The sequence below is a fragment of the Cellulosimicrobium sp. I38E genome, from assembly GCF_001647255.1.
Lineage (GTDB): Bacteria > Actinomycetota > Actinomycetes > Actinomycetales > Cellulomonadaceae > Cellulosimicrobium > Cellulosimicrobium cellulans_E.
In genome coordinates, this window is sequence record NZ_LUAZ01000020.1 from 1 (window position 1) to 24,101 (window position 24,101).

At 73.3% G+C, this 24,101-nt stretch carries 18 protein-coding genes; 6 read left to right on the plus strand and 12 right to left on the minus strand.

What is annotated here, in order from left to right:
• The 3 genes from A0J59_RS07155 to dnaK all read right to left on the minus strand — a co-directional run.
• The coding region (locus tag A0J59_RS07155) for a DnaJ domain-containing protein (RefSeq protein WP_156532871.1) at window positions 1-348 on the minus strand (348 nt) is incomplete at its 3' end.
• 162 nt (window positions 349-510) lie between these two features.
• On the minus strand, window positions 511-1,167 hold the full coding sequence (gene grpE, locus A0J59_RS07160) for a nucleotide exchange factor GrpE (protein ID WP_047234440.1): 657 nt from the start codon (window positions 1,165-1,167) through the stop codon (window positions 511-513).
• Window positions 1,164-3,047, minus strand: a complete 1,884-nt coding sequence (gene dnaK / locus A0J59_RS07165) for a molecular chaperone DnaK (protein ID WP_047234439.1) — start codon at window positions 3,045-3,047, stop codon at window positions 1,164-1,166. The genes grpE and dnaK overlap by 4 nt, the downstream gene beginning before the upstream one ends.
• A gap of 836 nt (window positions 3,048-3,883) precedes the next feature.
• On the opposite strand from dnaK, the gene A0J59_RS07170 reads away from it, so the two are divergent.
• The gene (locus A0J59_RS07170) at window positions 3,884-4,444 is read left to right on the plus strand and encodes a hypothetical protein (RefSeq protein WP_064315688.1); all 561 of its coding nucleotides are present in this window, start codon (window positions 3,884-3,886) and stop codon (window positions 4,442-4,444) included.
• 319 nt (window positions 4,445-4,763) lie between these two features.
• Here A0J59_RS07170 and A0J59_RS07175 read toward each other — a convergent pair whose 3' ends face one another.
• On the minus strand, window positions 4,764-5,708 hold the full coding sequence (locus A0J59_RS07175) for a cold-shock protein (protein ID WP_064315689.1): 945 nt from the start codon (window positions 5,706-5,708) through the stop codon (window positions 4,764-4,766).
• 161 nt (window positions 5,709-5,869) lie between these two features.
• Between A0J59_RS07175 and A0J59_RS07180 the strand changes: the two genes are divergently transcribed.
• Window positions 5,870-7,789 (plus strand): glycoside hydrolase family 18 protein, encoded by a 1,920-nt coding sequence (locus A0J59_RS07180; RefSeq protein WP_064315690.1) that lies wholly within the window; start codon window positions 5,870-5,872, stop codon window positions 7,787-7,789.
• Between the two features lie 86 nt (window positions 7,790-7,875).
• On the opposite strand, the gene A0J59_RS07185 is transcribed toward A0J59_RS07180, so the two are convergent.
• A complete protein-coding gene (locus A0J59_RS07185; RefSeq protein WP_156532873.1) occupies window positions 7,876-10,023 on the minus strand; it encodes a hypothetical protein in 2,148 nt (715 codons plus the stop codon).
• Between the two features lie 272 nt (window positions 10,024-10,295).
• Here A0J59_RS07185 and A0J59_RS07190 point away from each other — a divergent pair, with 272 nt between their 5' ends.
• On the plus strand, window positions 10,296-11,474 hold the full coding sequence (locus tag A0J59_RS07190; protein ID WP_156532880.1) for an APC family permease: 1,179 nt from the start codon (window positions 10,296-10,298) through the stop codon (window positions 11,472-11,474).
• A 93-nt stretch (window positions 11,475-11,567) separates the two neighbouring features.
• Here the strand turns inward: A0J59_RS07190 and A0J59_RS07195 are convergent, their stop codons facing one another.
• On the minus strand, window positions 11,568-12,476 hold the full coding sequence (locus tag A0J59_RS07195; RefSeq protein WP_064315693.1) for an alpha/beta fold hydrolase: 909 nt from the start codon (window positions 12,474-12,476) through the stop codon (window positions 11,568-11,570).
• A gap of 62 nt (window positions 12,477-12,538) precedes the next feature.
• On the opposite strand from A0J59_RS07195, the gene A0J59_RS07200 reads away from it, so the two are divergent.
• Window positions 12,539-13,093: a TetR/AcrR family transcriptional regulator gene (locus A0J59_RS07200; RefSeq protein WP_064315694.1), complete on the plus strand. Its 555-nt coding sequence runs from the start codon at window positions 12,539-12,541 to the stop codon at window positions 13,091-13,093.
• Window positions 13,094-13,190: 97 nt separating this feature from the next.
• On the opposite strand, the gene aspA is transcribed toward A0J59_RS07200, so the two are convergent.
• The 6 genes from aspA to A0J59_RS07230 form a co-directional block, all read right to left on the minus strand.
• Window positions 13,191-14,714, minus strand: a complete 1,524-nt coding sequence (aspA, locus tag A0J59_RS07205) for an aspartate ammonia-lyase (protein ID WP_082918819.1) — start codon at window positions 14,712-14,714, stop codon at window positions 13,191-13,193.
• A gap of 48 nt (window positions 14,715-14,762) precedes the next feature.
• Window positions 14,763-16,355 carry a glycoside hydrolase family 43 protein gene (locus A0J59_RS07210; protein ID WP_064315695.1) on the minus strand — a complete coding sequence of 531 codons (1,593 nt, stop codon included), beginning with the start codon at window positions 16,353-16,355 and terminating at the stop codon, window positions 14,763-14,765.
• The gene (locus A0J59_RS07215) at window positions 16,352-18,919 is read right to left on the minus strand and encodes a beta-glucosidase (RefSeq protein ID WP_369799757.1); all 2,568 of its coding nucleotides are present in this window, start codon (window positions 18,917-18,919) and stop codon (window positions 16,352-16,354) included. Before A0J59_RS07215 ends, A0J59_RS07210 begins: the two co-directional genes overlap by 4 nt.
• Before the next feature lie 79 nt (window positions 18,920-18,998).
• Window positions 18,999-19,892 (minus strand): carbohydrate ABC transporter permease, encoded by an 894-nt coding sequence (locus tag A0J59_RS07220; RefSeq protein WP_047234431.1) that lies wholly within the window; start codon window positions 19,890-19,892, stop codon window positions 18,999-19,001.
• Complete coding sequence (locus A0J59_RS07225; RefSeq protein ID WP_047234430.1) at window positions 19,892-20,911, minus strand: carbohydrate ABC transporter permease; 1,020 nt, start codon at window positions 20,909-20,911, stop codon at window positions 19,892-19,894. The genes A0J59_RS07220 and A0J59_RS07225 overlap by 1 nt, the downstream gene beginning before the upstream one ends.
• Before the next feature lie 8 nt (window positions 20,912-20,919).
• Window positions 20,920-22,206 (minus strand): ABC transporter substrate-binding protein, encoded by a 1,287-nt coding sequence (locus A0J59_RS07230; protein ID WP_053370632.1) that lies wholly within the window; start codon window positions 22,204-22,206, stop codon window positions 20,920-20,922.
• A gap of 268 nt (window positions 22,207-22,474) precedes the next feature.
• Here A0J59_RS07230 and A0J59_RS07235 point away from each other — a divergent pair, with 268 nt between their 5' ends.
• Both A0J59_RS07235 and A0J59_RS07240 read left to right on the plus strand, forming a co-directional pair.
• Window positions 22,475-23,476: a LacI family DNA-binding transcriptional regulator gene (locus A0J59_RS07235; protein ID WP_047234428.1), complete on the plus strand. Its 1,002-nt coding sequence runs from the start codon at window positions 22,475-22,477 to the stop codon at window positions 23,474-23,476.
• Window positions 23,477-23,582: 106 nt separating this feature from the next.
• On the plus strand, window positions 23,583-24,002 hold the full coding sequence (locus tag A0J59_RS07240) for a hypothetical protein (protein ID WP_047234427.1): 420 nt from the start codon (window positions 23,583-23,585) through the stop codon (window positions 24,000-24,002).
• Window positions 24,003-24,101 lie beyond the last annotated feature (99 nt).

Consider the following 24,101-nt stretch of genomic DNA (forward strand, 5'->3'; position numbering starts at 1 on the left):
CCCCTGGACCCCCGCCGCCCCTGGACCCCCGCCGCCGAACATGCCGCCGAACACGTCCTCGAAGCCCGCCCCCCCGGCACCGCCGGGGCCCGCGGAGAAGCGCGCGCCCCCGCCCGCCATCGCCCGGATCGCGTCGTACTGCTCGCGCTCCTTGGGGTCCGACAGCACGGCGTACGCCTCGCCGATCTCCTTGAACTTCGCCTCGGCGCTCGCGTCACCCTGGTTCTGGTCGGGGTGGTACTTGCGCGCGAGCTTGCGGTAGGCCTTCTTGATCGCGGCGTCGTCAGCGTCCTTGGGGACGCCGAGCGCGGCGTAGAAGTCCTTCTCCATCCAGTCCTGTCCGGTCACGGCGCCTCCCTCCTGTCGGTGGTCGTGGTCCTGGTCCTTCGTGTCGTCGCTGCTGTCTGTCGGTCTGCTGCTGGTGATCCTCGCGTGCCCGACGGCGGAGCGCACCTCCGCGCAGGAGGTGCGCCCGCGCCGTCGGGGCACGTGAGGGCTCGGTGGTCCGCCCTACTGGGGGCCGACGACCGAGACGCGCGCGGCGCGCACGACCCGGTCCCCGATCCGGTAACCCGGCTCGATGACGAGGTTCACCGTGGTGACGGTGGCCTCGGGGTCGGGCTGGTGCATGAGCGCCTCGTGGACGGTGGGGTCGAACTCGTCCCCGACCGCGCCGTAGCGCTCGATCCCGAACTTCTCGAGCGACGCGTCGAGCTTGTCGGAGATCGCCGCGAACGGCCCCGTCAGCTCGCCGTGCTGCCGCGCGCGGTCGATGTCGTCGAGGACCGGGAGGAGCGCGGTGAGCACGTCCTCGATCCCCTTCGTGCGCGCGGCCTCCTGGTCGCGCAGCGACCGGTTGCGGTAGTTCGTGAAGCTGGCCCGCTCGCGCTGGAGCGCGTCGAGGTGCTCGGCCGCCTCGGCCTTCGCGGCCAGGACGGCCGCGTCGACCTCGGCCTCGTCCGACGGCTCGAAGTCGAGGCCCGCGAGCGGGTCCGTCTCCGCGTCGTCACCGGCCGACCCGGCCGCGGCCTCGCCCGAGGGGCGGGGCTGGGCGGTCTCCGGGTCGACCTTGCGCTTGTCGGTGAACTGGAACGGCTTGTCCTCGGGGCCCTGGCCGGGCTCGCGCCCGGCCTGCTCCTCGGGGCCCCGGTCCTCGGGGGACGTCACTTCTTGTCGTCCTCGTCGTCCACGATCTCGGCGTCGACGACGTCCTCGTCCGGAGCCGACGTCGCACCCGCAGCGGCGGTGGCGTCGTCCTGCGCGGCGCCGGGGTTGCCGGCGGCCTGCTCCTGCTCGGCGGAGGCGTAGAGCGCCTGGCCGATCTTCTGCGAGGACGCGACGAGCTTCTCGTGCGCGGTCTTCACGGCGTCGGCGTCCTCGCCCTCGAGCGCGGACTTGACCGACGCGATGTCGGCCTCGACCTCGGTGACGACATCGGCCGGGAGCTTCTCCTTGTTCTCGGAGACGAGCTTCTCGGTCGAGTACACGAACGCCTCGGCCTGGTTGCGGGTCTCCGCCTCCTCGCGACGCTTCTTGTCCTCGGCCGCGTGCTCCTCGGCCTCCTTGACCATGCGGTCGATGTCCTCCTTGGGCAGCGCCGAGCCGCCCGTGATGGTCATCTTCTGCTCCTTGCCGGTGCCGCGGTCCTTGGCACCGACGTGGACGATGCCGTTCGCGTCGATGTCGAAGGTGACCTCGATCTGCGGCACGCCGCGCGGGGCCGGCGCGATGCCGGTGAGCTCGAACGTGCCGAGCGGCTTGTTGTCGCGCGCGAACTCGCGCTCGCCCTGGAACACCTGGATGAGCACCGACGGCTGGTTGTCCTCGGCCGTCGAGAAGATCTCGCTGCGCTTGGTCGGGATGGCCGTGTTGCGCTCGATGAGCTTGGTCATCACGCCGCCCTTGGTCTCGATGCCGAGGGACAGCGGGGTCACGTCGATGAGCAGGACGTCCTTGCGGTCACCGGAGATGACGCCGGCCTGGAGGGCCGCGCCGACGGCGACGACCTCGTCCGGGTTGACGCCCTTGTTGGGCTCCTTGCCGCCCGTGAGCTCCTTGACGACGTCGGTCACGGCCGGCATGCGGGTGGAGCCACCCACGAGCACGACGTGGTCGATGTCGGAGACGGAGACGCCCGCGTCGGAGATGACCTTGTGGAACGGAGCCTTCGTCCGGTCGAGCAGGTCCTGCGTCATCTGCTGGAACTGGGCGCGCGTGAGCTTCTCGTCCAGGTGGATGGGGCCGTTCTCGCTCATCGAGAGGTACTGCATCGAGATGGTGGTGCTCGTCGCGGACGAGAGCTCCTTCTTCGCCTGCTCGGCGGCCTCGCGCAGGCGCTGGAGCGCGATCTTGTCCTTCGACAGGTCGACGCCCGAGCTGTTCTTCACCTGCTTGATGAGGTGCTCGACGATCCGCTGGTCCCAGTCGTCGCCACCCAGGCGGTTGTCGCCCGAGGTCGCGCGGACCTGGATCGTGGAGAAGTCGTCCTCGTCCTTGCCGACCTCGAGGAGCGAGACGTCGAACGTGCCGCCGCCCAGGTCGAAGACGAGGATGAGCTCGTCCTCCTTGCCCTTCTCCAGGCCGTACGCGAGCGCGGCCGCGGTGGGCTCGTTGACGATGCGCGTCACGTTGAGGCCCGCGATCTGCCCGGCGTCCTTGGTCGCCTGGCGCTCGGCGTCGTTGAAGTACGCCGGGACGGTGACGACCGCGTCGGTGACGGGCTCGCCCAGGTACTCCTCGGCGTCGCGCTTGAGCTTGCCCAGGATGCGCGCGGAGATCTCCTGCGCGGTGTACTTCTTGTCGTCGATCTCCACCGACCAGTCGGTGCCCATGTGGCGCTTCACCGAGCTGATGGTGCGGTCGACGTTCGTGACCGCCTGACGCTTGGCGACCTCGCCGACGAGGACCTCGCCGGTCTTGGAGAAGGCGACCACCGACGGCGTCGTGCGCGACCCCTCGGCGTTCGCGATGACGGTGGGCTCTCCGCCCTCGAGGACGGCGACCACCGAGTTGGTGGTGCCGAGGTCGATCCCGACTGCTCGTGCCATGTGTGCTGCCTCCGTTGTGGATGGGGTGCCCGACGGCGCACGCGCGCCCGGACACACCGGGTTGAGTCTGCTTCACTCAAGGTAGGCACCCGGTCCCCGCTCGTGCAAGTCCTGGCGCTCAAACTTGAGTCCTTCTCGCTCAACCTTCACCGAAGGTGGCCTATTCCCGCGCTCGGACTCTGATCCGATGCCACGACGACCTTGGCGGTTCTCCGGCACCGTCGCCGACACGGTGGCTGGCAATGCCGCCTGACCCCACGTCACGACCCACCGACCGCGACGCCGCGCTGGTCGGATCCACAGGCTCGCGCCCTCCCTGCTCGCCTTGCACACGCCTGCCGGTCCACCCCCACGCTGGAGCGCATGCGGGACTCCGTCGTCGCCTCCCTCGCTGCCCATCCTCGCTTCGCCGGCGAGACCAGAGCCGCGGTGATCGCACTTCTCGAACGCACTCTGACCTGCGTGCTGGACCCAACGCTCCTCCCCCATCTCAGAGAGCCGCCGCAAGAGCATTGGTGTCCTCGTGGACGCGCAGAGACGCGAGCGAGGGACCGGACACGGTGGATCCCGGACGTGTCGGAGAGCGTCACGAGGGCAGCGCGCGCCGCGTGGGACGCGCGCGCGGAGAACCCGCCACCTGAGTGAGAACGCGCCTCTGCCACCTCGTCGCGAAAGCCCAGGTCGCGGGGCCCAGCAGTCCGCCACATCCGGCGCGAACCGACAAACCTCCATCTCCGCCGGGCTGTCGTCGTATCACGGGTGCCGCCGGACGCTCCGTCCCTGTGAGCCGTGTCGTCCAGCGGCGCGAACGAGACCAGACGAGGCGGTGGTCAGCCATGACCATGGAGGGACGGCAACCCCCGAGGAACGGGTTCTTCACGACGATGCCCGGCGTGCTCACCGCCGTCGCGGCCATCATCACGGCCGTCGGCGGGGTGTACGGCGTCTACGCCACGCAGAAGACGAGCGACGAACCGTCGCCGCCCGGCCCGAGCACGTCGATCGCAGAGGAATCGACCGACGAACCGACAGCTCCGACGCCGACCGAGCCGACGCCGACGCCGACCGAGCCGACGAGCGTCCCGATCATCATCGCGCTGGGGGATCTGAACGGTGCGGCGAGCACCGACACGACCTCCGTCGACGACCCGTTCACCGCGTGGTACGTGTCCGCCGACCTCGAGCGTCAAGCTGTCGCGGACGCGTGCGGCAACGGCGACCTGGACTCGTGCGCGGTGCTGGAGCAGGTGCTCGCGCAGGACTGCACGGACACCGTCTACGCCGCGTGCGACATCCTCTACTTCGTCGAGCCGGAGGGGTCGGAGCTCGAAGACCTCGGTGCCACGTGCGGTTACCTCTTCGGAGACTGGTCGTTCGCGGGCCGGTGCTCGACATGAGTACGTCGCCAGCATTCTGGCTGACCGTCGCCGCGATCTTCGGTGCGAACGCACTGCTCTCCTGGGCATGGGACGCGCCGGTGCTCGCTCTCGCTCAGCTGGCGACGGCGATCCTGGCGGCAGTAGCGGCGTGGGCCGCAAGGCGTCGGTCCGTCGTCGGCCCACATCACGAGAGCGTCGAGCATCGACGACCCGGCTGACGGCACCACAAGGCCGGTCTGCGGCGCCCGCGTGACCACCATCGAGGGCTTCTCCCTCGCGTGCCGGGCCACGGACAGCTCCGCGACGCGACCCTGACGGTGTCTGCCCCGCCTCCGGCTCAGATCAGCTCGACGTCGTCTGCCTGCGGCCCGCGGTCGCTCTGGCGGATCCTGAACCGGACCCGGTCGCCCTCCTCGAGGAACGACTCGTCCCGCAGGACGGAGACGTGCACGAACAGGTCCTCGCCCCCGGCGTCGGGCGTGATGAAGCCGAAGCCACGGTCCTCGTCGTAGCGCGCGACGGTGCCCTCCCCTGCGCGCGCGGGCTTTCCCGACGCGGGACGGCCCGCGCCCGCCGGACGGCCCGGACGACCGCGGTCCGCTCCCGGCCGCGCACCCCCCGAGCCGCGGACGAGCTGCACGTTGCGAGCGTTCGGCCCCTTGTCGCCCGCGACGACGTCGTAGGTCACGCGCGCCCCCTCGGCGAGCTCGGACAGCCCGCGGCCGAGCGCGCTGACGTGGACGAAGACGTCGTCGCCGCCGCCGTCGGGGACGACGAAGCCGAAGCCCTTGACGTCGTCGTACCAGGACACCGTGCCGTCCGCGCCGTCGGACGCCGGACGCGCGGCCTCCGCCCCGAGCGGCAGCAGGTGGTCCGCCTGCGGACCCTTCTCCCCCTCGACGACGAGGAACGCGACCCGCTGGCCCTCGGAGACCACGCCGCCCCCGACGATGGCCGAGCTGTGCAGGAAGATCTGGGCGCTGTCGCCGTCGGGCGTGACGAAGCCGTACCCCTTGGTCGGCTCGTACCAGGCGACGGTGCCGAGCCTGCCCAAGGGCGCGTCGGCAGCCCGGTCGCCCGTGACACGGACGCTGCGCGCCTGCGGGCCGCGGTCGCCCTCGCCCACCTCGAACTCGACGACCTGCCCCTCGCGGAGCTGCTTCGGCCCGTCGTCGCCGACGATCTCGGACGCGTGGACGAACAGGTCCTCCGCGTCGTTCCCGAGGTCGATGAAGCCGAACCCTCGGTCGGCGTCGAACCATCGGACAGTTCCCTGGGGCACGGAGTACTCCTCGTCTTGGCAGGCAGTGCTGCCACCCATTGTCCCCCAGGTCTCGACGCCCCACCGCGCGCCGCCCTTGACGAACCGCCGCCGGTACGGGTTCATGAGGAGTGCATCGTTAAGTTCCCTGAGAGTTTGATTCGACCTGCAACGGAGCAGACATGAACAGACTTCGCACCGCCGCCGCGGCACTGGCCGTAGCCCTCGTCTCCAGCCTCACCCTGACCGCCGCCCCCGCCTCCGCCGAGGAGGTGCTGGTCGACGGAGGCTTCGAGTCGGGCACGCTCAGCCCCTGGACCTGCTCGGGATCGTCCGGAGCCGTCGTCTCCACCCCCGTGCGGACGGGGACCAAGGCGCTGCAGGGGACCCCCGCGGGTCTCGACAACGCGCGCTGCACGCAGTCCGTCCCGACCGTCGCCGGCACCCCGTACACCCTCTCCGCCTGGGTGCGCGGCAGCTACGTCTACCTGGGGGTCGACGGCGGCACCTCGACCTGGACCCCGAGCGCGACGGACTGGACCCGCCTCACGGTGACGTTCACCGCCGCGAGCAGCACCACGCAGGTCTACCTCCACGGCTGGTACGGCACCGGCGTCTACCAGGCGGACGACGTCTCGCTCCAGGGCGCGGGCGGCCCGCCGCCCGTCGTCCCGGGCGCGCCGGGCACTCCCGTCGCCGGGGCGGTGACCTCGACGTCGGCGGCCCTCTCGTGGGGCGCGTCGTCCGGGACGGTGACGGGCTACCGCGTCTACGAGGGCAGCACGGTCGTGGCGACGTCCACGGGCACGTCGGCCACCGTCTCCGGGCTCGCCGCGTGCACCCCGCACACCTACTCCGTGGCGGCGTACAACACCGCGGGCGAGTCACCTCGCTCCGGGAGCGTCTCGCTCACGACGGCCGGGTGCGGGACGGGCGTCCCCGGCGCGCCCACCGCCCTGCGCGTCGCGACGACCGCCGACACCTCGCTCGGCCTCGCCTGGACCGCCTCGACGGGGACCGTCACCGGCTACCGCGTCTACGAGGGCACAGCCCTGCGGGCGACCGTCACCGGGACGAGCGCGACGCTGACCGGGCTCGCGGCCTGCTCGAGCCACACCTACACGGTGCGTGCCTACAACGCGACGGGCGAGTCCCCGCCGGCCACCGTCACGGGCTCCACGAGCGGCTGCCAGACCGGCGCGCTGCCGAAGCACCTGCTCACGGGGTACTGGCAGAACTTCGTCAACGGGGCCACGCCGCTGCGACTGTCGGCCGTCCCGACGTCGTACGACCTGGTCGCGGTCGCGTTCGCGGACGCCGTCCCGAGCACGCCCGGTGCCGTCACGTTCGGCGTCGACCCCGGCCTGTCCACCGCGCTGGGCGGCTACACGAACGACCAGCTCCGGGCCGACGTCGCGACGCTGCACTCGCGGGGCCAGCACGTGATCCTGTCCGTGGGCGGCGAGAAGGGCACGGTGTCGGTCGGCAGCCCCGCCGCGGCGTCGGCCTTCGCGACCAGCGTGATCGGGCTCATCGACTCGTACGGGTTCGACGGCGTCGACATCGACCTGGAGAACGGGGTCAACCCGACGTACATGGCGCAGGCGCTGCGCCAGGTCCGGGCGGCCGTCGGGCCGGACCTCATCATCACGATGGCGCCGCAGACCATCGACATGCAGTCGACGGGCAGCTCGTACTTCCGGCTCGCGCTCGACATCAAGGACATCCTCACGATCGTCCACACGCAGTACTACAACTCCGGCACGATGCTCGGCTGCGACCAGATGCAGGCGTACGGGCAGGGCACGGTGAACTTCCTCACCGCGCTGTCATGCATCCAGCTCCAGAGCGAGCTGCGGCCGGACCAGGTCGCGCTCGGCCTGCCGGCGACCACCCAGGCGGCGGGCGGCGGGTACGTGAACCCGTCGGTCGTGAACGACGCCCTGAGCTGCCTCGCCGCGGGCACCCGCTGCGGGAGCTTCGTGCCGCCCGCGCGCTGGCCCGACATCCGCGGGGCGATGACCTGGTCCATCAACTGGGACGCGAGCAACGGGTACGCGTTCGCGCGCTCGGTGGACACCCACCTGGCCGGCATGCCGTAGCCGCACCGTCCTCGGACGAGACGTGAGAAGTGGCCCCTCGGTGCGTGTCCCGGGGGGCCACTTCTCCCGTCTCGCGGCCCTGAGGGCTACGCCTTCACCGGCTCCGGCTCCTCGTCGACGGATGGCTCCTCGCCGGGGTTCGACCCGTCCTCCGCGGACGGCTCCGCGCCCGGCGCCCGCTCGTCGTCCCCGGGCGCTCCGTCCTCAGCGGGCGCGACGCCCTCAGCGGGCGTCGCGTCGTCGGTGGGCGTCGAGCCGTCCGGCCGGTCTCCGTCGACGGCGGGCTCGCCTTCGGGCCGCGCGCGACGTCGTGCGCGGCGCCGGACGAGCAGCACCACCACGCCGGCGAGCGCCACGACGACGAGGAGGACGCTGCCGGTCCCGAGCCAGGGCGCGGCAGCGGCCCGGGACGACGCGTCGCCGGCCGCGGCCGCAGCGTCGTCCAGCCGGCCGTCGTCGAGCGCGGCGCGGGCGTCCGCCGCGGAGCCGTCGACGTCCAGGAGCAGCTGCCCGAGGTCCGCGAGCGGGCCGCCGGCCGCGGCGGCGGCGACCGCGTCGCCGACGGACCCGACGACCTCGACCGCGCGCGGCAGCGTGGTCGCGAGCGCCGCGTACTCCTCGGCGCTCCGGGCGCCCTCGTACTGCTCGCGCACGGCGGCCGGGTCCGGCAGCCCCGCGGCCCGGGCGGCCTCCTGCACCTGCCCGGCGGCCGCGGCGGCGTCGGGACCGATCGCGGTGCGGGCCGCCTCGGCGTCCTCGAACGCCCAGTCCGTCATCGCGGCGCGCAGGCCGGCGGGCGGCAACCACGCGCCGTCCGCCGCGTCGAGCGCGGCGTACGCCTCGCGGGCCGGGGCCCGCGCGTCGAGCAGGGCGGTCTCGTCCGCGTCGGCGACCCAGGTCCGGTACGTCGCCTCGGCACCGGCCACGCCGCCGCGGACCTCCACGAGGTCGAGGAGACGACGGCCGTCCGTCAGGCCCGGGTGGTCGAGGGTGCCGGGCGCGTCGTAGGCGCTCTCGCCCTCGTACGCCGCCGCGACCAACGGTCCGAGGGCGTCGTCGTCCAGACCCCCGACGAGCTCCGACATCGCGGTCCAGGCCGCGGCGTAGGCGTACTCCTCGGCGGCGCCCGCGCCGTCGTCGAGGTCGACCTCGTCCCAGGCGACGAGCGGGACGGCGTCCGCCGCGTCGCGCGCGGGCGCGGGCCGCTGCTCCGCCGGGCCCCCGGTCTCGGCGGCCACGCGCTGCCCCACCACCTCGGCCAGCCCCTCGTACACCCACCGGTCCGCGAACCGGTCGCCGGCGAGCCACGCGTGCGAGAGCTCGTGGAACAGGAGCCCGGCGTCGAGGTCCTCCGGGATGACGACCTCCCAGGAGGCCGAGTCGAACCATGCGTACCCAAGCACCCCGGGCGACACGTCCTCGCGGATCCGCTCCAGGCTGCCCGGCCACGGCATCCCCACCGCGCGTTCCAGGGCGGGCATGCCGGCCACCACCTGCTCCTCGACGAAGCCGCTCCACTCGGTGTCGCCCGGGAAGCTCTCCAGCACGAGCTCGTTGCCGCCGACGTCGACGCTCGTCTCGTCGGCCTGCGCGGGGTCGCGCAGCGAGACGAAGGCCCAGGTGCCGTAGTCGTCCGTGCTCTCGGTCGCGCGGTGGGTGCGGGTCTCCCCCTCGAGGATCGGCTCGAATCCGTCCCACGTGCTGTCGAAGTCCATCGACGTCGGGGTGGCGATCTCGACGGTGACCTGCCCCGGGTCGCCCGCCGCGTTCACGGCGAACGTCGCGTAGCCGGGCCCGACGCGCGTGTACCCCTCCGAGCGGATCGGCTCGCCCGGGATCGTGTAGGACCACTCGACGGTCCGCTCGCGACCGTAGTTCAGCGGGGAGAACGACACCCCGGCGATGCGGGTCGACGGGTCCTCGGTGGGCTCGAGGGTGACCGGGAGCGTGACCCCGCCGCTCGTGGCGGTGACGTCGGTCGCGCCCGCCGGGACAGGGATCCCGTACGCGTCCCAGTAGTAGACGTACTGTGCGCTGGCCGGCTGCTCGTTGCGGATCGTCGTCGTGACCATCACGCGGACGGGGCCCGAGCCGTCGACCTCGTACCGTGTACGTGAGGTCTCCGACAACCCGTCGTCCGTGGCCGCGAACGCGGCCGTCGGCGCGCCGAGGACGACGGCGCACACGAGCGCGACCCCCGACCCGGCACGCAACGTCCGCCCTGCGCGACGCACCCGTCCTCCGACCACCCCTGCACCGCCGTCCTCGCCGTAGCGGACAGCCCGTCTCCCCGTGCGACGGGTCCGGTCGACGACGACCGGGAACGGGACACCGGCGGGAACTGTACCCGTTCGCGGACGGCGCGCCGACCACTCCCTGGGACGCGCACCGACACCTTCCGGACACCTTGTCCTGGCACGCTGTCCGGGTGACCACCACCCCGGGCCAGCCCTCGCTCGTGCGACGCCTCGGCACGGCGGACGCCGTCGTCGTCGGGCTCGCGTCGATGATCGGCGCGGGCGTGTTCTCCGCGTTCGCCCCGGCGGCCGCCGCCGCGGGCACGGGGCTGCTCGTCGGGCTGGGTCTGGCGGCGGTCGTCGCGTACGCGAACGCGACGTCGTCGGCCCAGCTCGCGGCGCAGCACCCCACGTCGGGCGGCACGTACGTGTACGGGCGCGAGCACCTCGGCCCGTGGTGGGGGTACGTCGCCGGGTGGGGGTTCGTCGTCGGGAAGACGGCGAGCTGCGCGGCCATGGCACTCGTGCTCGCGGCCTACGCCGCGCCACCCGGGTGGGAGCGGCCCGTCGCCGCCGCGGCGGTCGTGCTGCTCACGGCCGTGGGCTACCGGGGCGTGACGCGGACGGCACGCCTCGCCCGGGTGATCGTCGCGGTGGCGCTCCTCGCGATCACGACGGCCGTCGTCGCCAGCCTCGCCGGGACGGCACCGCGCTGGTCGGCGGTGCTCGACCCCGACGGGGCGCACGGCGGCTGGTACGGCGTCCTCCAGTCCGCCGGGCTGCTGTTCTTCGCGTTCGCGGGGTACGCGCGCGTCGCGACGCTGGGCGAGGAGGTGCGCGACCCGCGCCGCACGATCCCGCGCGCGATCCTCGTGTCGCTCGGGGTCGTCGTCGTGCTGTACGCGGTCGTCGCGGTGGTCCTGCTCGCGGTGCTGGGGCCGGACGGGCTCGCGGCGTCCACGGCGCCGCTCGCCGACGCGGTCGCGGCCGGGTCGTGGGCGTGGGCCGGCCCGGTGGTGAGCGTCGGTGCCGTGGCCGCGAGCGCCGGCGCCCTCCTCGCCCTGCTCGCGGGCGTGAGCCGCACGGGGCTCGCGATGGCGCGTACGGGCGACCTGCCCGGGTGGTTCGCGGCCGTGCACCCCGTGCACCGGGTGCCGCACCGGGCCGAGCTCGCCGTCGGGGCGGTCGTCGTGGTGCTCGTGCTCACGACGGACCTGCGGGGCGCGATCGGGTTCTCGTCGTTCGGCGTGCTCGTGTACTACCTCGTGGCGAACCTGTCGGCGCTGCGCCAGACCGCCCCGCACCGCCTGTACCCGCGCGCGCTGCAGGTGCTGGGCGCGCTGGGGTGCGTCACGCTCGTCGCCACGCTCCCGCTCGCGAGCGTCGCGGCGGGAGCGGCGGTGCTGGCGGCAGGCGTCGCCCTCCGAGCGGTTCGCGTCCGATCCTGACCGCGAGATCGACCCGCCCGTCGCCAGATCGACCTCCCGAGGGTCGATCTCGGACGCACGGGTCGATCTGGTGGCGCGGAGGGCCAGTTCTCGTCACGCGGCCCGGTCGAACCAGTCGAGCGCGAGCGCTGCGACGGCCTCGGGCGCGTCGTCGGTGATGAAGTGCGCGGCGCCCTCCACCCACGCGAACTCGATGCGGTCGGCGTAGCGCTCCGGACGGCGACAGATGCGCCCCATGAGCTCCTCGGTGGTGGGACGGTCGAGCCGGCCGTAGACGACGAGGGTCGGCACCGTGAGCCGCCGACGCCGGTAGGCCCCCCGCATGATCCGCAGCGCCTCGGGCAGGATCATCCGGCGGGTGAGCGGTCGCACCGCGGCGTCGACCTCCGGCCGGCGCAACGGGGCGAGGTGCGCGTCGACGGTCGCCGCGGACATCGGCCGGGCGGCGTACCGCGCGGAGAACGTCCCGCGCAGCGAGGCTCCCGGCCGGTGCCAGATGAACGGCGGCAGGTGCTGGAAGGCCGGCAGCAGCCGCGGGCTGAAGGTGAAGAAGCCCGGCGGGACGGAGAGCTGCACGGCGGTGCGGACGCTCTCAGGGTGGTCGTAGCAGAGCTGCATCGCCGTGATGACGCCCATGTCGTGCGCGACGAGGTCGGCGCGCTCGACGCCGAGGGCGTCGAGCAGGGCGACCAGGTCGTGGAGCCGGGTCTCGCGCTCGATCCGCGGGTCGTCCGCGGTGGTCCACCCGGCGCCACGCAGGTCCGGGCACAGGACGCGGTGGCCCGCGGCGGCGAGCACCGGGGCGACCTCGTGCCACTGCCACCAGTGCTCGGGGAAGCCGTGCAGCAGCACGACCGGGTCGCCGGTGCCGACGGTCGCGACGTGGGTGCGCAGGCCGGGTGTCTCGACCACGAGGTGGTCGAATCCCGGTGCGTCCGGGAGCGGGGGCGACCAGGCCCGGGCGTCGGCGGGGCGGGTGGTGCGGGGCTGGTGCGTAGTCATGGCGACTCCTTCGTGCGGCCGGACTACTATGTTCATAGTAGACCCGCCGAGAGAGGGAGTCCATGGCCGCAGGTACCCGAGAACGAGCGCTGGACGCGGCCGTGGAGGTGCTCGGAGCGGACGGCGTGCGCGCCCTGAGCCACGCGCGGGTCGACCGGCGGGCCGGCCTCCCTCCCGGGTCGACGTCGAACTGGTTCCGGACCCGCCGCGCCCTCCTCGCCGGCGTCGTCGACCGGATCGCCGAGCAGGAGCGCGCCGACTTCGACCCGGGCGCGCTGCCCGCGATCACGGGCGTCGACGCGCTCGTCGACGGCCTGTGCGCCATGACCGAGGCGCAGTCCGGGCCGTTCGCCGCGCGGACCCGGGCGCGGTACGCCCTCTTCCTCGAGCTCTCCGGCGACCCCGAGCTCGGCGAGCCTCTGCGGGAGCAGCGCCGCGCGTTCGAGCAGTGGACGGAGCGGATCGTGGCCGCCGTCGGCATCGCCGACCCCGTCCCGGCCACCCGGGCCCTCATGGCCCTCGGCGACGGGCTGCTCCTGCACCGGCTCACCGTCGACCCCGGCCTCGACCTGCGCCCCGCCATCGAGCGCGCGGTGCGCGCCCTCGCGGGGTCGTGACCCGGCGTCGTCGCGCTTCCCCGCCGCGAGATCGACCCGAGCGGCCGAGATCGACCCTCAGGAGGTCGATCTGGCGACGGGCAGGTCGATCTCGGCGTCAGGCCTCGGGCTCCGGGGGTGCGCCCGTGGCGTCGTCGGACTCGACGACGCGCGACGACTCGCCCTCGTCCCCGCGCTCGGGCAGGCCGCGCTCGTCCGGGTCGTAGTAGCGGCCGGTGTAGCGCGGGCGCAGGAAGTTCTCGGTCGTGAGCACCGCGTCCACCTCCTCCGGCGTCAGCAGGCCGCGCGCCACGACGACGTCGCGCACGGAGGCGCCGGTCCGCGCGGCCTCGGCGCCCACGAGGTCGCCGTTGCGGTGCCCGATGATCTCGTTGAGGTACGTGACGATGCCGATCGAGTCGAGCACGTGGCGGCGGCACACCTCGACGTTCGCCGTGATGCCCGTGACGCACTTGGTGCGCAGCGCGACGCACGCGTTGGTGAGCAGGCGCAGCGACTCGAACATGGCCTGCGCGAGCCCCGGCTCCATGACGTTGAGCTGGAGCTGGCCCGCCTCGGCCGCGTGGGTGATCGTCACGTCGTTGCCCATGACCTTGAAGCACACCTGGTTGACGACCTCGGGGATCACCGGGTTCACCTTGGCGGGCATGATCGACGACCCGGCCTGGAGCTCGGGCAGGTTGATCTCGCCGAGCCCCGCGCGCGGCCCGGACGAGAGCAGACGCAGGTCGTTGCAGATCTTCGAGAGCTTCGCCGCGAGCCGCTTGAGGGCGGAGTGCACCGCGAGGTAGGCGCCGTTGTCGTACGTCGCCTCCACGAGGTTCTCGGCCGGGACCGTCGGGAGACCGCTCACCTCGGCGAGGCGTCGCGTCGCGACCTTCGGGTACCCGGGCGGCGTGTTGAGCCCGGTGCCGATCGCCGTCGCGCCGAGGTTGACCTCGAGCAGCAGCTCGCCCGCGACCTCGAGGCGCCGGATCTCCTCGCCGACGTTCACCGCGAACCCCGCGAACTCCTGGCCGAGGCTCATGGGGACCGCGTCCTGGAGCTGCGTGCGGCCCATCTTCAGGACGTCGGCGAACTCCGACGCCTTCTCGTCGAACGCGCGCTCGAGCCGCCGGACCTCGCCCTGGAGAGCACCGACGAGCTCGTGCACCGCGAGCCGGAAGCCCGTGGGGTAGGCGTCGTTGGTCGACTGCGAGCGGTTGACGTGGTCGTTGGGGTTGATGACGTCGTAGCGGCCCTTCTCGAACCCGGCGAGCTCGAGCGCCAGGTTGGCCACGACCTCGTTGGTGTTCATGTTGACGCTCGTGCCCGCGCCGCCCTGGAACACGTCCACGGGGAACTGGTCCAGGCACCGCCCGTGGTCGAGGATCTGGTCGCACGCGGCGACGATCGCGTCGGCGACGTCGCGCTGGATCGTCCGCAGCTCGCGGTTCGCGAGCGCCGACGCCTTCTTGACCAGGACCATGCCCCGGACCATCTCGGGGACGTCGCTCACCGTCGTCCCCGAGATCCGGAAGTTCTCCATCGCCCGCACCGTGTGGACGCCGTAGTAGGCGTCCGCCGGGACCTCCTTCGGCCCCAGCAGGTCCACCTCGGTGCGCGTCCGTTCGCTCGACATGCCCCGACCGTAGCCCCGCCGGACCGTCCCGCACGCGGGACGGCCGCCTCAGCCCACGGGCTCGTAGGCGAACCGCTCCACGCGCACGACGGACGCCGTCGGCCGGCCCTCGCTCGTCGCGTGCACCCCGAGCCAGAGCCCGAGGAAACCGCCCGCCGCGGCGCTGTCGAGCGTGCGGCCGTCCACCGTCGCGACGAGCTCGAGCGAGCCACCGGGCTCGTCCCTCGCCGGACCGGCGACGAGCCCGTAGTCCTGCCCGCGCACGCGCAGCCCGACGACGACCGGCTCCCCGGGCGCGGCGCTCGCCGTGGTCTCCCCGACCACCTCGTCCGTGCCGCCACGCCGGTGCACGGCCACGACGCGCCGCGAGTCCCCGGGCCCGCCGTCGACGAGCAGGCGCACGTGGTCCCGCTCCGACTGGCGCACGACGACGCCCGCCTGCTCTCCCGCGACCTCCGGCACGCGGAGCGTGACCGTCACGTCGACGTCGCGGTGCTGCTGGCGCACCCCGAGGAAGGCCGGCACGGTGCGTTCGGCGAGCGTCGCCGGGCGCACGGGCAGGTCCCAGCCCTCGCCCGCCGGGGTCGCCACGTCCCGGGGCAGGGCCCGCACCGCGCACCAGCGCGGGTCGTCGGGGCCGACGACGCCGCTCGCCCCGCCCTGGATCGCCGGCCGGGCCGCCGTGCTCGCGAACGGGACCTCCACGGCGTCGGGCACGCGCCCCTCGCCGGGGGCGAGGACGGGCCAGCCGTCCTCCCACACGACGGGGACGAGGAACGTCTCGCGCCCGAGCGGGTAGTGGTAGCCGCCGTAGACGCGCATGGCGAGCAGCACGGCCCACCACGAGCCGTCGGGCGCCTCGACGAGGTCGGCGTGGCCCACGCCGACGACGTCGACACCCCGCCCGAGGTGGCGGTGCGTGAGGACCGGGTTGGCCTTGTTGCCCTCGTACGGTCCGGTGACCGAGGAGGCCCGCGCGACGGACACCGCGTGGTGGAAGTCCGTGCCGCCCTCGGCGGCGAGCAGGTAGTACGTGCCGTCGACCTTGTACAGGTGCGGCCCCTCGGCCCACACCGCACCGCGCACGGCGCCCGTCCACACGACGTGCTCCGGGCCGACGAGCGTGAGCGTCGCGAGGTCGAGCTCGCGCACCCAGACCTCGGTCTGGTGGAACCACTCCGGCTCGGCCGCGAGCCGGGTCCCGTGCAGCCACGCGCGGCCGTCGTCGTCGAAGAAGATCGACGGGTCGATGCCGGCGACCCGCTCGCCGTCCTCGTCGCGCAGCCACACCGGGTCGGACCACGGCCCGGCAGGGTCGGTCGCGGTCATGACGAAGTTGCCGCCGCGGGAGTCGTCCTCCGGGTCCACGAGCGTGCACACGAGCCAGAACGTGCCGTCGTGGTGGCGCAGCGTCGGCGCGTACAGGCCGCCCGACGAGCGGACGCCGTCGTAGTCGAGCTGGCCGGACCGGTCGACGACGTCCCCGACGTGCTCCCACGTCGCGAGGTCACGGCTGCGCAGCACGGGCAGGCCGGGCAGGTACTCGAACGTCGAGGTGACGAGGTAGAAGTCGTCGCCGACGCGGCAGACCGACGGGTCGGGGAAGCAGCCGGGCAGGATCGGGTTCGGGACGAGGGTCATGCGCGCTCCCCCGCCTCGACCCGCTCGGAGACCTCGACCGCGACGAGCCGCTCGTCCGCGGCCGTGACCTCGTGCACCGGCCCTGTGACGGCGAGCGTCGCGCGCGCGGTCGCCGCGCCGGGGACGACTCGGCGCTCGGCCGGCGCGGACTCGTTGACGATCGCGCCGCCGGTCGTCGACCCGAGGTCGCCGGTGCCGGGCGCGGCGTCGACCGCGCCCGCGTGCGCCCCGACCCACACCTCGACGTCGCCCGGCTCGACCACGCGCACGAGGCGACGGTCGGAGAACGCGAGGCGCGTCGTCGGGACGCGGAAGGTCACGCGGCGCGACTCGCCTGCGCCCAGGTCGACGCGCGCGTACCCGAGGAGCTGCGCGACGGGTCGCGGCACGGAGCCCACGACGTCGCGCGCGTAGAGCTGCACGACGTCCGTCCCGGCCACCGCACCCGTGTTGGTCACGGTGACCGCGGCGCGGAACGTCCCGCCCGCCGCGACGCTCGTGTCGACCTCGAGGTCCGCGTACGCGAACTGCGTGTACGACAGCCCGAACCCGAACGGCCGCACCGGCGTCGGGTCGGTGGACGTCACGTCGGACGGCCCACCGAGCACCGGGTGGAGGTACGAGTAGGGCTGCGCGCCGCCCGCGCGGGGCAGCGACACGGGCAGGCGGCCCGACGGGTTCACCGCGCCCACGAGCACGTCCGCGACGGCGCGTCCGCCCTCCTCGCCGGGGAAGAAGCCCTGCACGACGGCGGCCGGGCGACCGGCCGTCGCACCGCCCGTCCCCGCGTCGTCCCCCAGCGCCCAGCCGATCGCGTACGGGCGGCCGGTGAGCAGCACGAGCACCACGGGCGTCCCGGTGGCGACGACCTCCTCGACGAGCCGCCGCTGCACGCCCGGGAGCTCGAGCGACTCGACGTCGTTGCCCTCGCCGACCGTGCCGCGCCCGAACAGGCCCGCCTCGTCGCCGACGACGACCACGGCGACGTCCGCGGCGCGCGCGGCGTCCACAGCCCCGGCGATCCCCGACACGTCGTCGCCCTCGACCGCGCAGCCGACGGCGTGCGTCACCTCGGCGCCGGCCGGGGCGAGCGCGTCGCGCAGCGACTCCAGGACGGTCGGCAGCGCGATGCCCGCCGGGGTGCCGGGGTGGTGCGCGAGCACGTGGTTGACGAACGAGTAGCAGCCCATGAGCGCCTCGGACGAGTCCGCGTTGGGCCCGACGACGGCGACCCGGCGCGGGGCGGTCGCCGTGCCGTCAGCGCTGTCGCGGTGCCCGCGCACGAGCGGCAGCACGCCGTCGTTCGCGAGGAGCACGAGCGACTCCTGCGCGAGGCGGCGCGCGGTCGCCCGCTGCCGCGGGGTGTCGAGGTCGACGGCCGTCGGCGGCTCGTCGGCGTACGCGGCCGGGTCGAGCAGGCCGAGCTCCTCCTTCTGGTTGAGGAGGCGCAGGACGGCGCGGTCGACCCACGCCTCGTCGAGCGCGCCGGAGCGCACGCGTTCCGCGAGCGGCGCGAGGTAGGCGTCTCCCGTGGGCAGCTCGACGTCGAGGCCGGCCTCGAGCGCCTGCGCCGCGGCCTCCCCGCGGTCGGCCGCGACACGGTGCATGACCTCGAGGAACGCGACGCCGAAGTAGTCGGCGACCACGACGCCGTCGAACCCCCAGCGCTCGCGCAGGATCTCGGTGAGGTACTCCGTGCTGCCGTGCAGCGGCACGCCGTCGACGTCGACGTACGACGCCATGACCGACCGGGCGCCGCCGTCGCGCACGGCCATCTCGAACGGCGGGAGGTAGACGTCCGCGAGCTCGCGCGGCCCCGCGCTCACGGGCGCATGGTTGCGGCCCGCGCGCGAGCCCGAGTACCCGACGAAGTGCTTGAGCGTCGCGTGCACGCCCGCGTCCTGGAGGCCGCGCACGTACGCCGTGCCGACCGTGCCCACGAGGTACGGGTCCTCGCCCACGCACTCGTCGACCCGCCCCCAGCGGGGGTCGCGCACGACGTCGAGCACGGGCGCGAGGCCCTGGTGCACGCCGAGCGCGCGCATCGACTCGCCGACCTCGCGCGCCATCTCCTCGACCAGCGCCGGGTCGAACGACGCGCCCCACGCGAGCGGCGTCGGGTACGTCGCGGCCTGCCACGCGGCGAGTCCCGTGAGGCACTCCTCGTGCACGATCGCGGGGATCCCGAGACGCGTCTCGGCCTTCAGGCGGCGCTGCTCCGCCCACAGCCACGCGGCGCGCTCCGCGGGCTCGACGGGCCGCGTGCCGTAGACGCGCGTGTAGTGCCCCATGCCGTGCCGCGTGATCTCGGCGAGGCGGCCGCCGTCCTGCTGGCCCGCCGTCATCTCCGACTGCATCGGGGCGACGGTGCCGTTCTGGTCGAGCCAGTAGCCCACGAGCTGCGCGAGCTTCTCGTCGAGCGTCATGCGGGCGTGCAGCGCGCGCACGCGCTCCGAGACCGTGGGCGGCTGCGGGGGTGCCGGGCGCGGGCTGCGCGGCGCCTGGGCTGCCGGCTCCGGGGAGCCGGTGGGTGCCGTCGGGACGGCAGGGACGACGTCGGTCACGGGACCGTTCTCCTTCGATGGGTGGCCCTGCCCCGCGCGCGGCGCGGGGCAGGGACGGGGTGCGCGGACGGGCGGGCGGTCAGCCCTTCACGGCTCCGGAGAGACCGCCGACGATGCGCCGCTCGAACAGCGAGAAGAAGACGAGCGCGGGGATCATCGACAGGGAGGTGAAGGCGAGCACGCGGGCGGTGTCCACGGAGTACTGCGACGCGAACGCCTGCACGCCCAGCGGGAGCGTGTACGACGTCTCGTCGTTGAGGATGAAGAGCGGGAGCATGTAGCTGTTCCAGCTCGCGACGAACGCGAGGATCCCCACGGTGATGACGCCCGGCAGGGACAGCGGCACGACCATGCGGAAGAAGAACCCGAGCCGGCTCGCCCCGTCGATCGACGCCGCCTCCTCGATCTCGCGCGGGATGGCGCGCAGGAACGGGACGAGGATGATGACGGTCGTCGGGAGGGCGAACGCGATCTGCGGCAGCACCAGGCCGCCCACCGAGTTCATCAGCCCGAGCGAGCGGATCATGATGTACAGCGGGGTGATCGCGACGGTCATGGGGAACATGAGGCCCGCGGCGAACAGCGCGTACAGCGCCCCGCGCCCGGCGAACGAGTAGCGCGCGATGACGTAGCTCGCCATGAGGCCGAGGACGACGACCCCGAGGGTCGTGAGGAGCCCGGCCACGAGCGAGTTCCCGAGCTGCTGCCAGAACAGCGAGCTCGTCAGGACGCTGACGTAGTTCTCGACCTGCCACGGGTCGGGCAGGCCCGACGGGTCGGCCGTGATCTGCGCGTTCGTGCGGAACCCGCCGATCACGATGTACGCGATCGGGGCGAGGCACACGCCCACGAGCAGCCACGCGACGACGTACGTCAGCGGACCGCCCCGGCCGATGCCGGAGCCGCGCGGCTCCTTCGGGGTCTGGACGCCGGCGGCACGCTCGGGCGCGGGTGCGGCGGTGACGGTGGCCATCACTTCTTCCCTTCCGTGATCGCGCCCTCGGTGTCACGGCGCAGGACGTACCGCTGGTAGACGAGCGCCACCGCGAGCGAGATGAGGAACAGCACCACGGCGACCGCGCTGCCGTACCCGTAGTTCCCCGCGTTGCGGCCGTTCGCCACCATGTAGGTCGCCATGGTCGACGTCCCCGCCGTCGAGGCCACGTACTGGCCCCAGATGATGTAGACGAGGTCGAAGAGCTGGAGCGAGCCGATGATCGACAGGAACGCCCAGATGCGGACGGTCGGGCCGAGCAGCGGGAGCGTCACGTAGCGCTGCGTCTTCCAGTACGACGCGCCGTCGATCGCGGCCGCCTCGCCCAGCTCGTCGGGGATGCCCTGGAGGCCCGCGAGGAAGAGGATCACGGCGAAGCCGATGTACTTCCACGTGATGATGAGCAGCAGGGTCCAGATCGCGACGTCCGGGTCGGCGAGCCAGTCGACCGTGAGGAACCCGAGGCCGATGCGTTCCAGCAGGTCGTTCACGGCGCCCGTCGTCGCGAGCATGAGGCTGAAGCCCGTCCCGACGATCACCTCGGACACCACGTACGGCACGAACACGAGCACGCGGATCACCGAGCGGCCGCGGATGCGCCGGTTGAGCATGAGCGCCACGACCACGGCGACCGGGCCCTGGAGCACGAGCGACATGATGACGATGAACGCGTTGTGCCCCAGCGCCGCGAGGAACTCGGGGTCGCGGAAGATGATGAGGTAGTTGTCGAACCCGACGAACTCCGTCGGCGGCCCGAAGCCCTTCCACTTGAAGAACCCGTAGTACGCCGCCATCACCACGGGGACGATGACGAAGGTCAGGAAGACGACGAGCGCGGGCCCGGCGAGCACCGCGATCTCGGCTCGCTGCGCCCAACGGCCGCCGCGCGGGGGGCGCCGCGCGGCGACCGGGGCGACCGGGGGCGGCGTGACGCCGCCCCCGGCCCTGTCCTCGGGCGTCGTCGTGCTCGGCGAGATCTCGCCCTGGGACACGTTCATGGAAGTGGTTACTCCTTGGCGGCCGCGTCGTTGACCGCGGTGACGATGTCCTCGGGCGTGCCCTGGCCGGCGAGCAGGTTGACGACGGCCGTGTTCAGGGCGTTGCCGATGTTCTGGCCGTAGAGCGTGTCGAGCCAGACGGAGACGTACGGCGCCTCGTTGTACGCCTCGAGGATCGAGACGAGGGCCGGGTCGACGACCGCGCCCTGCGCCTCCTTGCTCGCGGGCAGCGTCTGGAACGCGGTGGCGTAGGCCTCCTGCGACTCCTTCGACATGGCGAAGTTGAGGAAGTCGGCGCACGCGTCCGGGGCGTCCACGTAGCACGAGTAGCCGTCGACGCCGCCCATCATCGCGCCGGGCTCGCCGTCACCGCCCTCGACCTCGGGGAACGGGAACCACTGGAGGTCGGGCAGGGGCTGCTCGTCCGGCGTGAGGGACGCGATGACGCCCGGGTCCCACGCACCCATGAGCTCCATCGACGCCTGGTGGTTCGCGAGCAGTCCGGCCGACGAGCCGGCGCCCTGCTGCGCGGACGTGGTGAGGAAGCCCTCGTTGAACGGCTCGGTCGCCGCGAACTCCTCGAGCGCGTTGCCGGCGTCGAGCCAGCACGGGTCGTCGAAGGTGCGCGTCTGGGCGGCCTCGTTCATCGCGTCCTGGGAGCAGTACCGGAGCGCGAAGAAGTAGTACCAGTGCGCGGCGGGCCACGCGTCCTTGGCACCGAGCGCGATGGGCGCGATGCCCGCGGCCTTGAGCTTCTCGGTCGCCGCCTCGAGGTCCGAGATCGTCCCCGGGGTCTCGGTGATGCCGGCCTGGTCGAACAGGTCGGTGCTGTAGAACATGCCGCCGGGCAGGATCGACACCGGCATGCCGTAGACCTTCCCGTCGACCGAGAGCGCGCTCAGCGACCCGCCGACCGCCTCCTCGACCGCCGGGTCGATGAGGTCGGTCAGGTCCTTGACCTGGCCCGCCTCGACGACGTCCGCGAGCTTGCCGCCGCCGCGCGCCATGAAGATGTCGGGCGCGTCACCCGAGTTCAGGGCGGTCTGGAGCTTGCCGTCCATGTCCTCGTTCTGGATGGACTGGATCGTGATCTTCACGCCGGGGTTCTCGTCCTCGAACGCCGCGGCCGTCTCCTTCCAGTAGTCCATGCCGGGGCCGGTCGTGGAGTTGTGCCAGAAGGTCATCGAGACCGAGCCGTCGTCCGAGCCGGAGTCGCCTCCGCCTCCGCAGGCCGAGAGCACGAGCGTGCCCGCCATCGCGACGGCGGTCGCCGCCAGGAGCTTCCGAGACTTCATCGTTCCGTCCTCTTCGTCGAGTCGCACAGGGCGCACGCTGCCTCGAGCGCGCCGGGCTGCCGCCGCGTCGGGGCCGCCACGGCGACTCTCGCAAACGGAGGGGCTGCGTGTCAATCGTTATCGATACCGTTTTACATACGATGCGTCGCAAGCTGCCTGGCGGCGCGGGCGCCACCGTGCGGACACGGTCTCGCGACGTGGCCGCGGACCAGGACGAGCGCTCGGCGGTGCGCCGCCGAGGCACCGCGGCACGGGCTACTGTCTCCCCATGCGCTCCACGGGAAGAGTCACGATCGGCGACGTCGCGCGCACCGCCGGCGTCTCGGTCGCGACGGTCTCCAAGGTGATCAACGGCCGCTACGGCGTCGCCCTCGAGACCTCCCGGCACGTCCAGGAGGTCATCGACCAGCTCGGGTACGAGTCGTCGATCGTCGCGCGCAGCCTGCGCAGCAGCCGCACGAACGTCATCGGCATCCTCGTCGCCGAGTTCGAGCCGTTCTCGACCGAGCTGCTCAAGGGCATCTCCGAGGCCGTCGACGGGACGGGCTACGAGCTGCTCGCCTACTCCGGAGGGCTGCGCCGCGACGACCGCGTCGGCTGGGAGCAGCGCTACCTCTCCCGGCTCGGCGGCACCCTCATCGACGGCGCCATCCTCGTCACGCCGACCGTCGTCGCGCCGGGCAACTCGATCCCCGTCGTCGCCGTCGACCCGCACCGCGGCCCCTCCGGCCCGCCCACCGTGGACTCCGACAACCTCGCCGGCGCGCGCGCCGCGACCGAGCACCTGCTCTCCCTCGGCCACCGCCGCATCGGGTTCCTCGCCGGGCGGCCCGACCTCGAGTCCGCGCGCCTGCGCGAGCAGGGCTACCGCGAGGCGCTCGCCGACGCCGGCGTCCCGTTCGACCCCGACCTCGTCCGCGTCGGCGGCTACCGCCCCGACCTCGCCGACTCCCCCGCGCACGAGCTGCTCTCGCTCCCCGAGCGCCCCACCGCGATCTTCGCCGCGAACGACCTGTCGGCCATCCGCACCATGGAGGTCGCCGCGGAGCTCGGCCTGCGCGTGCCCGACGACGTCTCCGTCGTCGGGTTCGACAACGTCCCCGAGTCCGCGCTCACCAACCCGCCGCTGACGACCGTCGACCAGCCGATCCACCGCATGGGCGCCGAGGCCCTGCGCCTCATCGTCGACCTCGTCGAGGGCAACACCCGCGAACCCCACGTCCGCCTCCCCACGACCCTCGTCGTCCGCGGCACCACCCGCCCCCTCTGACCGGGGTGGGTCGACGCCGGGCGGGGCGCCGGCGAGGCTGGAATCCTGGGCACCTCCCCGACGTTATGTCAGCAGTACCACTGCCGACAGACCTTGAGGAGGTCGCATGGCCCGCCTCGCACGCCGCGTCCAGGTCGAGAACGACTACGGCGAGATCCTGCACTACGAGCGCCACACCGGCGGCGGCCTCGTGTCGCCGCACGCCCGTGTCCCCGAGTCCGTCCCCGTCGGGTCGGGCACGTACGTCGAGAAGGGGGCCGTCGTCGGGCACGGCTGTCAGCTCGGCGACGGGAGCTGGATCGACCGGGACGTCGTCCTCGGCCGTGACGTCCGCATCGGCGACAACGTGCGCCTCGCCCCCGAGACCCGAGTCGGCGACCGTGCCCGCGTGGGCAGCGGCGCGCGCGTCGGGCGGCGCGTGCTCGTCGAGCCGGGCGCCGTCGTCCCGCCGGACGAGATCGTGCCCGACGACGCCACCGTGCGCCGTCGGGGCGGCGTCCGGTCGGGGTACGACGTCGCCGCCTGACGACGCGCAGACGCCCACCCCTCTCGCCTCGCCCCCAACGCGCCGAACGCTTCGTCCCGCACGTCGAACCCGGGGTTGTCGGCGCATCTTGTGCCGAGC

What these genes read in the sequence shown, in the direction of transcription:
- dnaK (WP_047234439.1), bottom strand. Translation starts at nt 3,047, where the DNA reads ATGGCACGAGCAGTCGGGATCGACCTCGGCACCACCAACTCGGTGGTC.
- A0J59_RS07170 (WP_064315688.1), top strand. Translation starts at nt 3,884, where the DNA reads ATGACCATGGAGGGACGGCAACCCCCGAGGAACGGGTTCTTCACGACG.
- A0J59_RS07180 (WP_064315690.1), top strand. Translation starts at nt 5,870, where the DNA reads ATGAACAGACTTCGCACCGCCGCCGCGGCACTGGCCGTAGCCCTCGTC.
- A0J59_RS07190 (WP_156532880.1), top strand. Translation starts at nt 10,296, where the DNA reads ATGATCGGCGCGGGCGTGTTCTCCGCGTTCGCCCCGGCGGCCGCCGCC.
- A0J59_RS07195 (WP_064315693.1), bottom strand. Translation starts at nt 12,476, where the DNA reads ATGACTACGCACCAGCCCCGCACCACCCGCCCCGCCGACGCCCGGGCC.
- A0J59_RS07200 (WP_064315694.1), top strand. Translation starts at nt 12,539, where the DNA reads ATGGCCGCAGGTACCCGAGAACGAGCGCTGGACGCGGCCGTGGAGGTG.
- aspA (WP_082918819.1), bottom strand. Translation starts at nt 14,714, where the DNA reads ATGTCGAGCGAACGGACGCGCACCGAGGTGGACCTGCTGGGGCCGAAG.
- A0J59_RS07210 (WP_064315695.1), bottom strand. Translation starts at nt 16,355, where the DNA reads ATGACCCTCGTCCCGAACCCGATCCTGCCCGGCTGCTTCCCCGACCCG.
- A0J59_RS07220 (WP_047234431.1), bottom strand. Translation starts at nt 19,892, where the DNA reads ATGGCCACCGTCACCGCCGCACCCGCGCCCGAGCGTGCCGCCGGCGTC.
- A0J59_RS07225 (WP_047234430.1), bottom strand. Translation starts at nt 20,911, where the DNA reads ATGAACGTGTCCCAGGGCGAGATCTCGCCGAGCACGACGACGCCCGAG.
- A0J59_RS07230 (WP_053370632.1), bottom strand. Translation starts at nt 22,206, where the DNA reads ATGAAGTCTCGGAAGCTCCTGGCGGCGACCGCCGTCGCGATGGCGGGC.
- A0J59_RS07235 (WP_047234428.1), top strand. Translation starts at nt 22,475, where the DNA reads ATGCGCTCCACGGGAAGAGTCACGATCGGCGACGTCGCGCGCACCGCC.
- A0J59_RS07240 (WP_047234427.1), top strand. Translation starts at nt 23,583, where the DNA reads ATGGCCCGCCTCGCACGCCGCGTCCAGGTCGAGAACGACTACGGCGAG.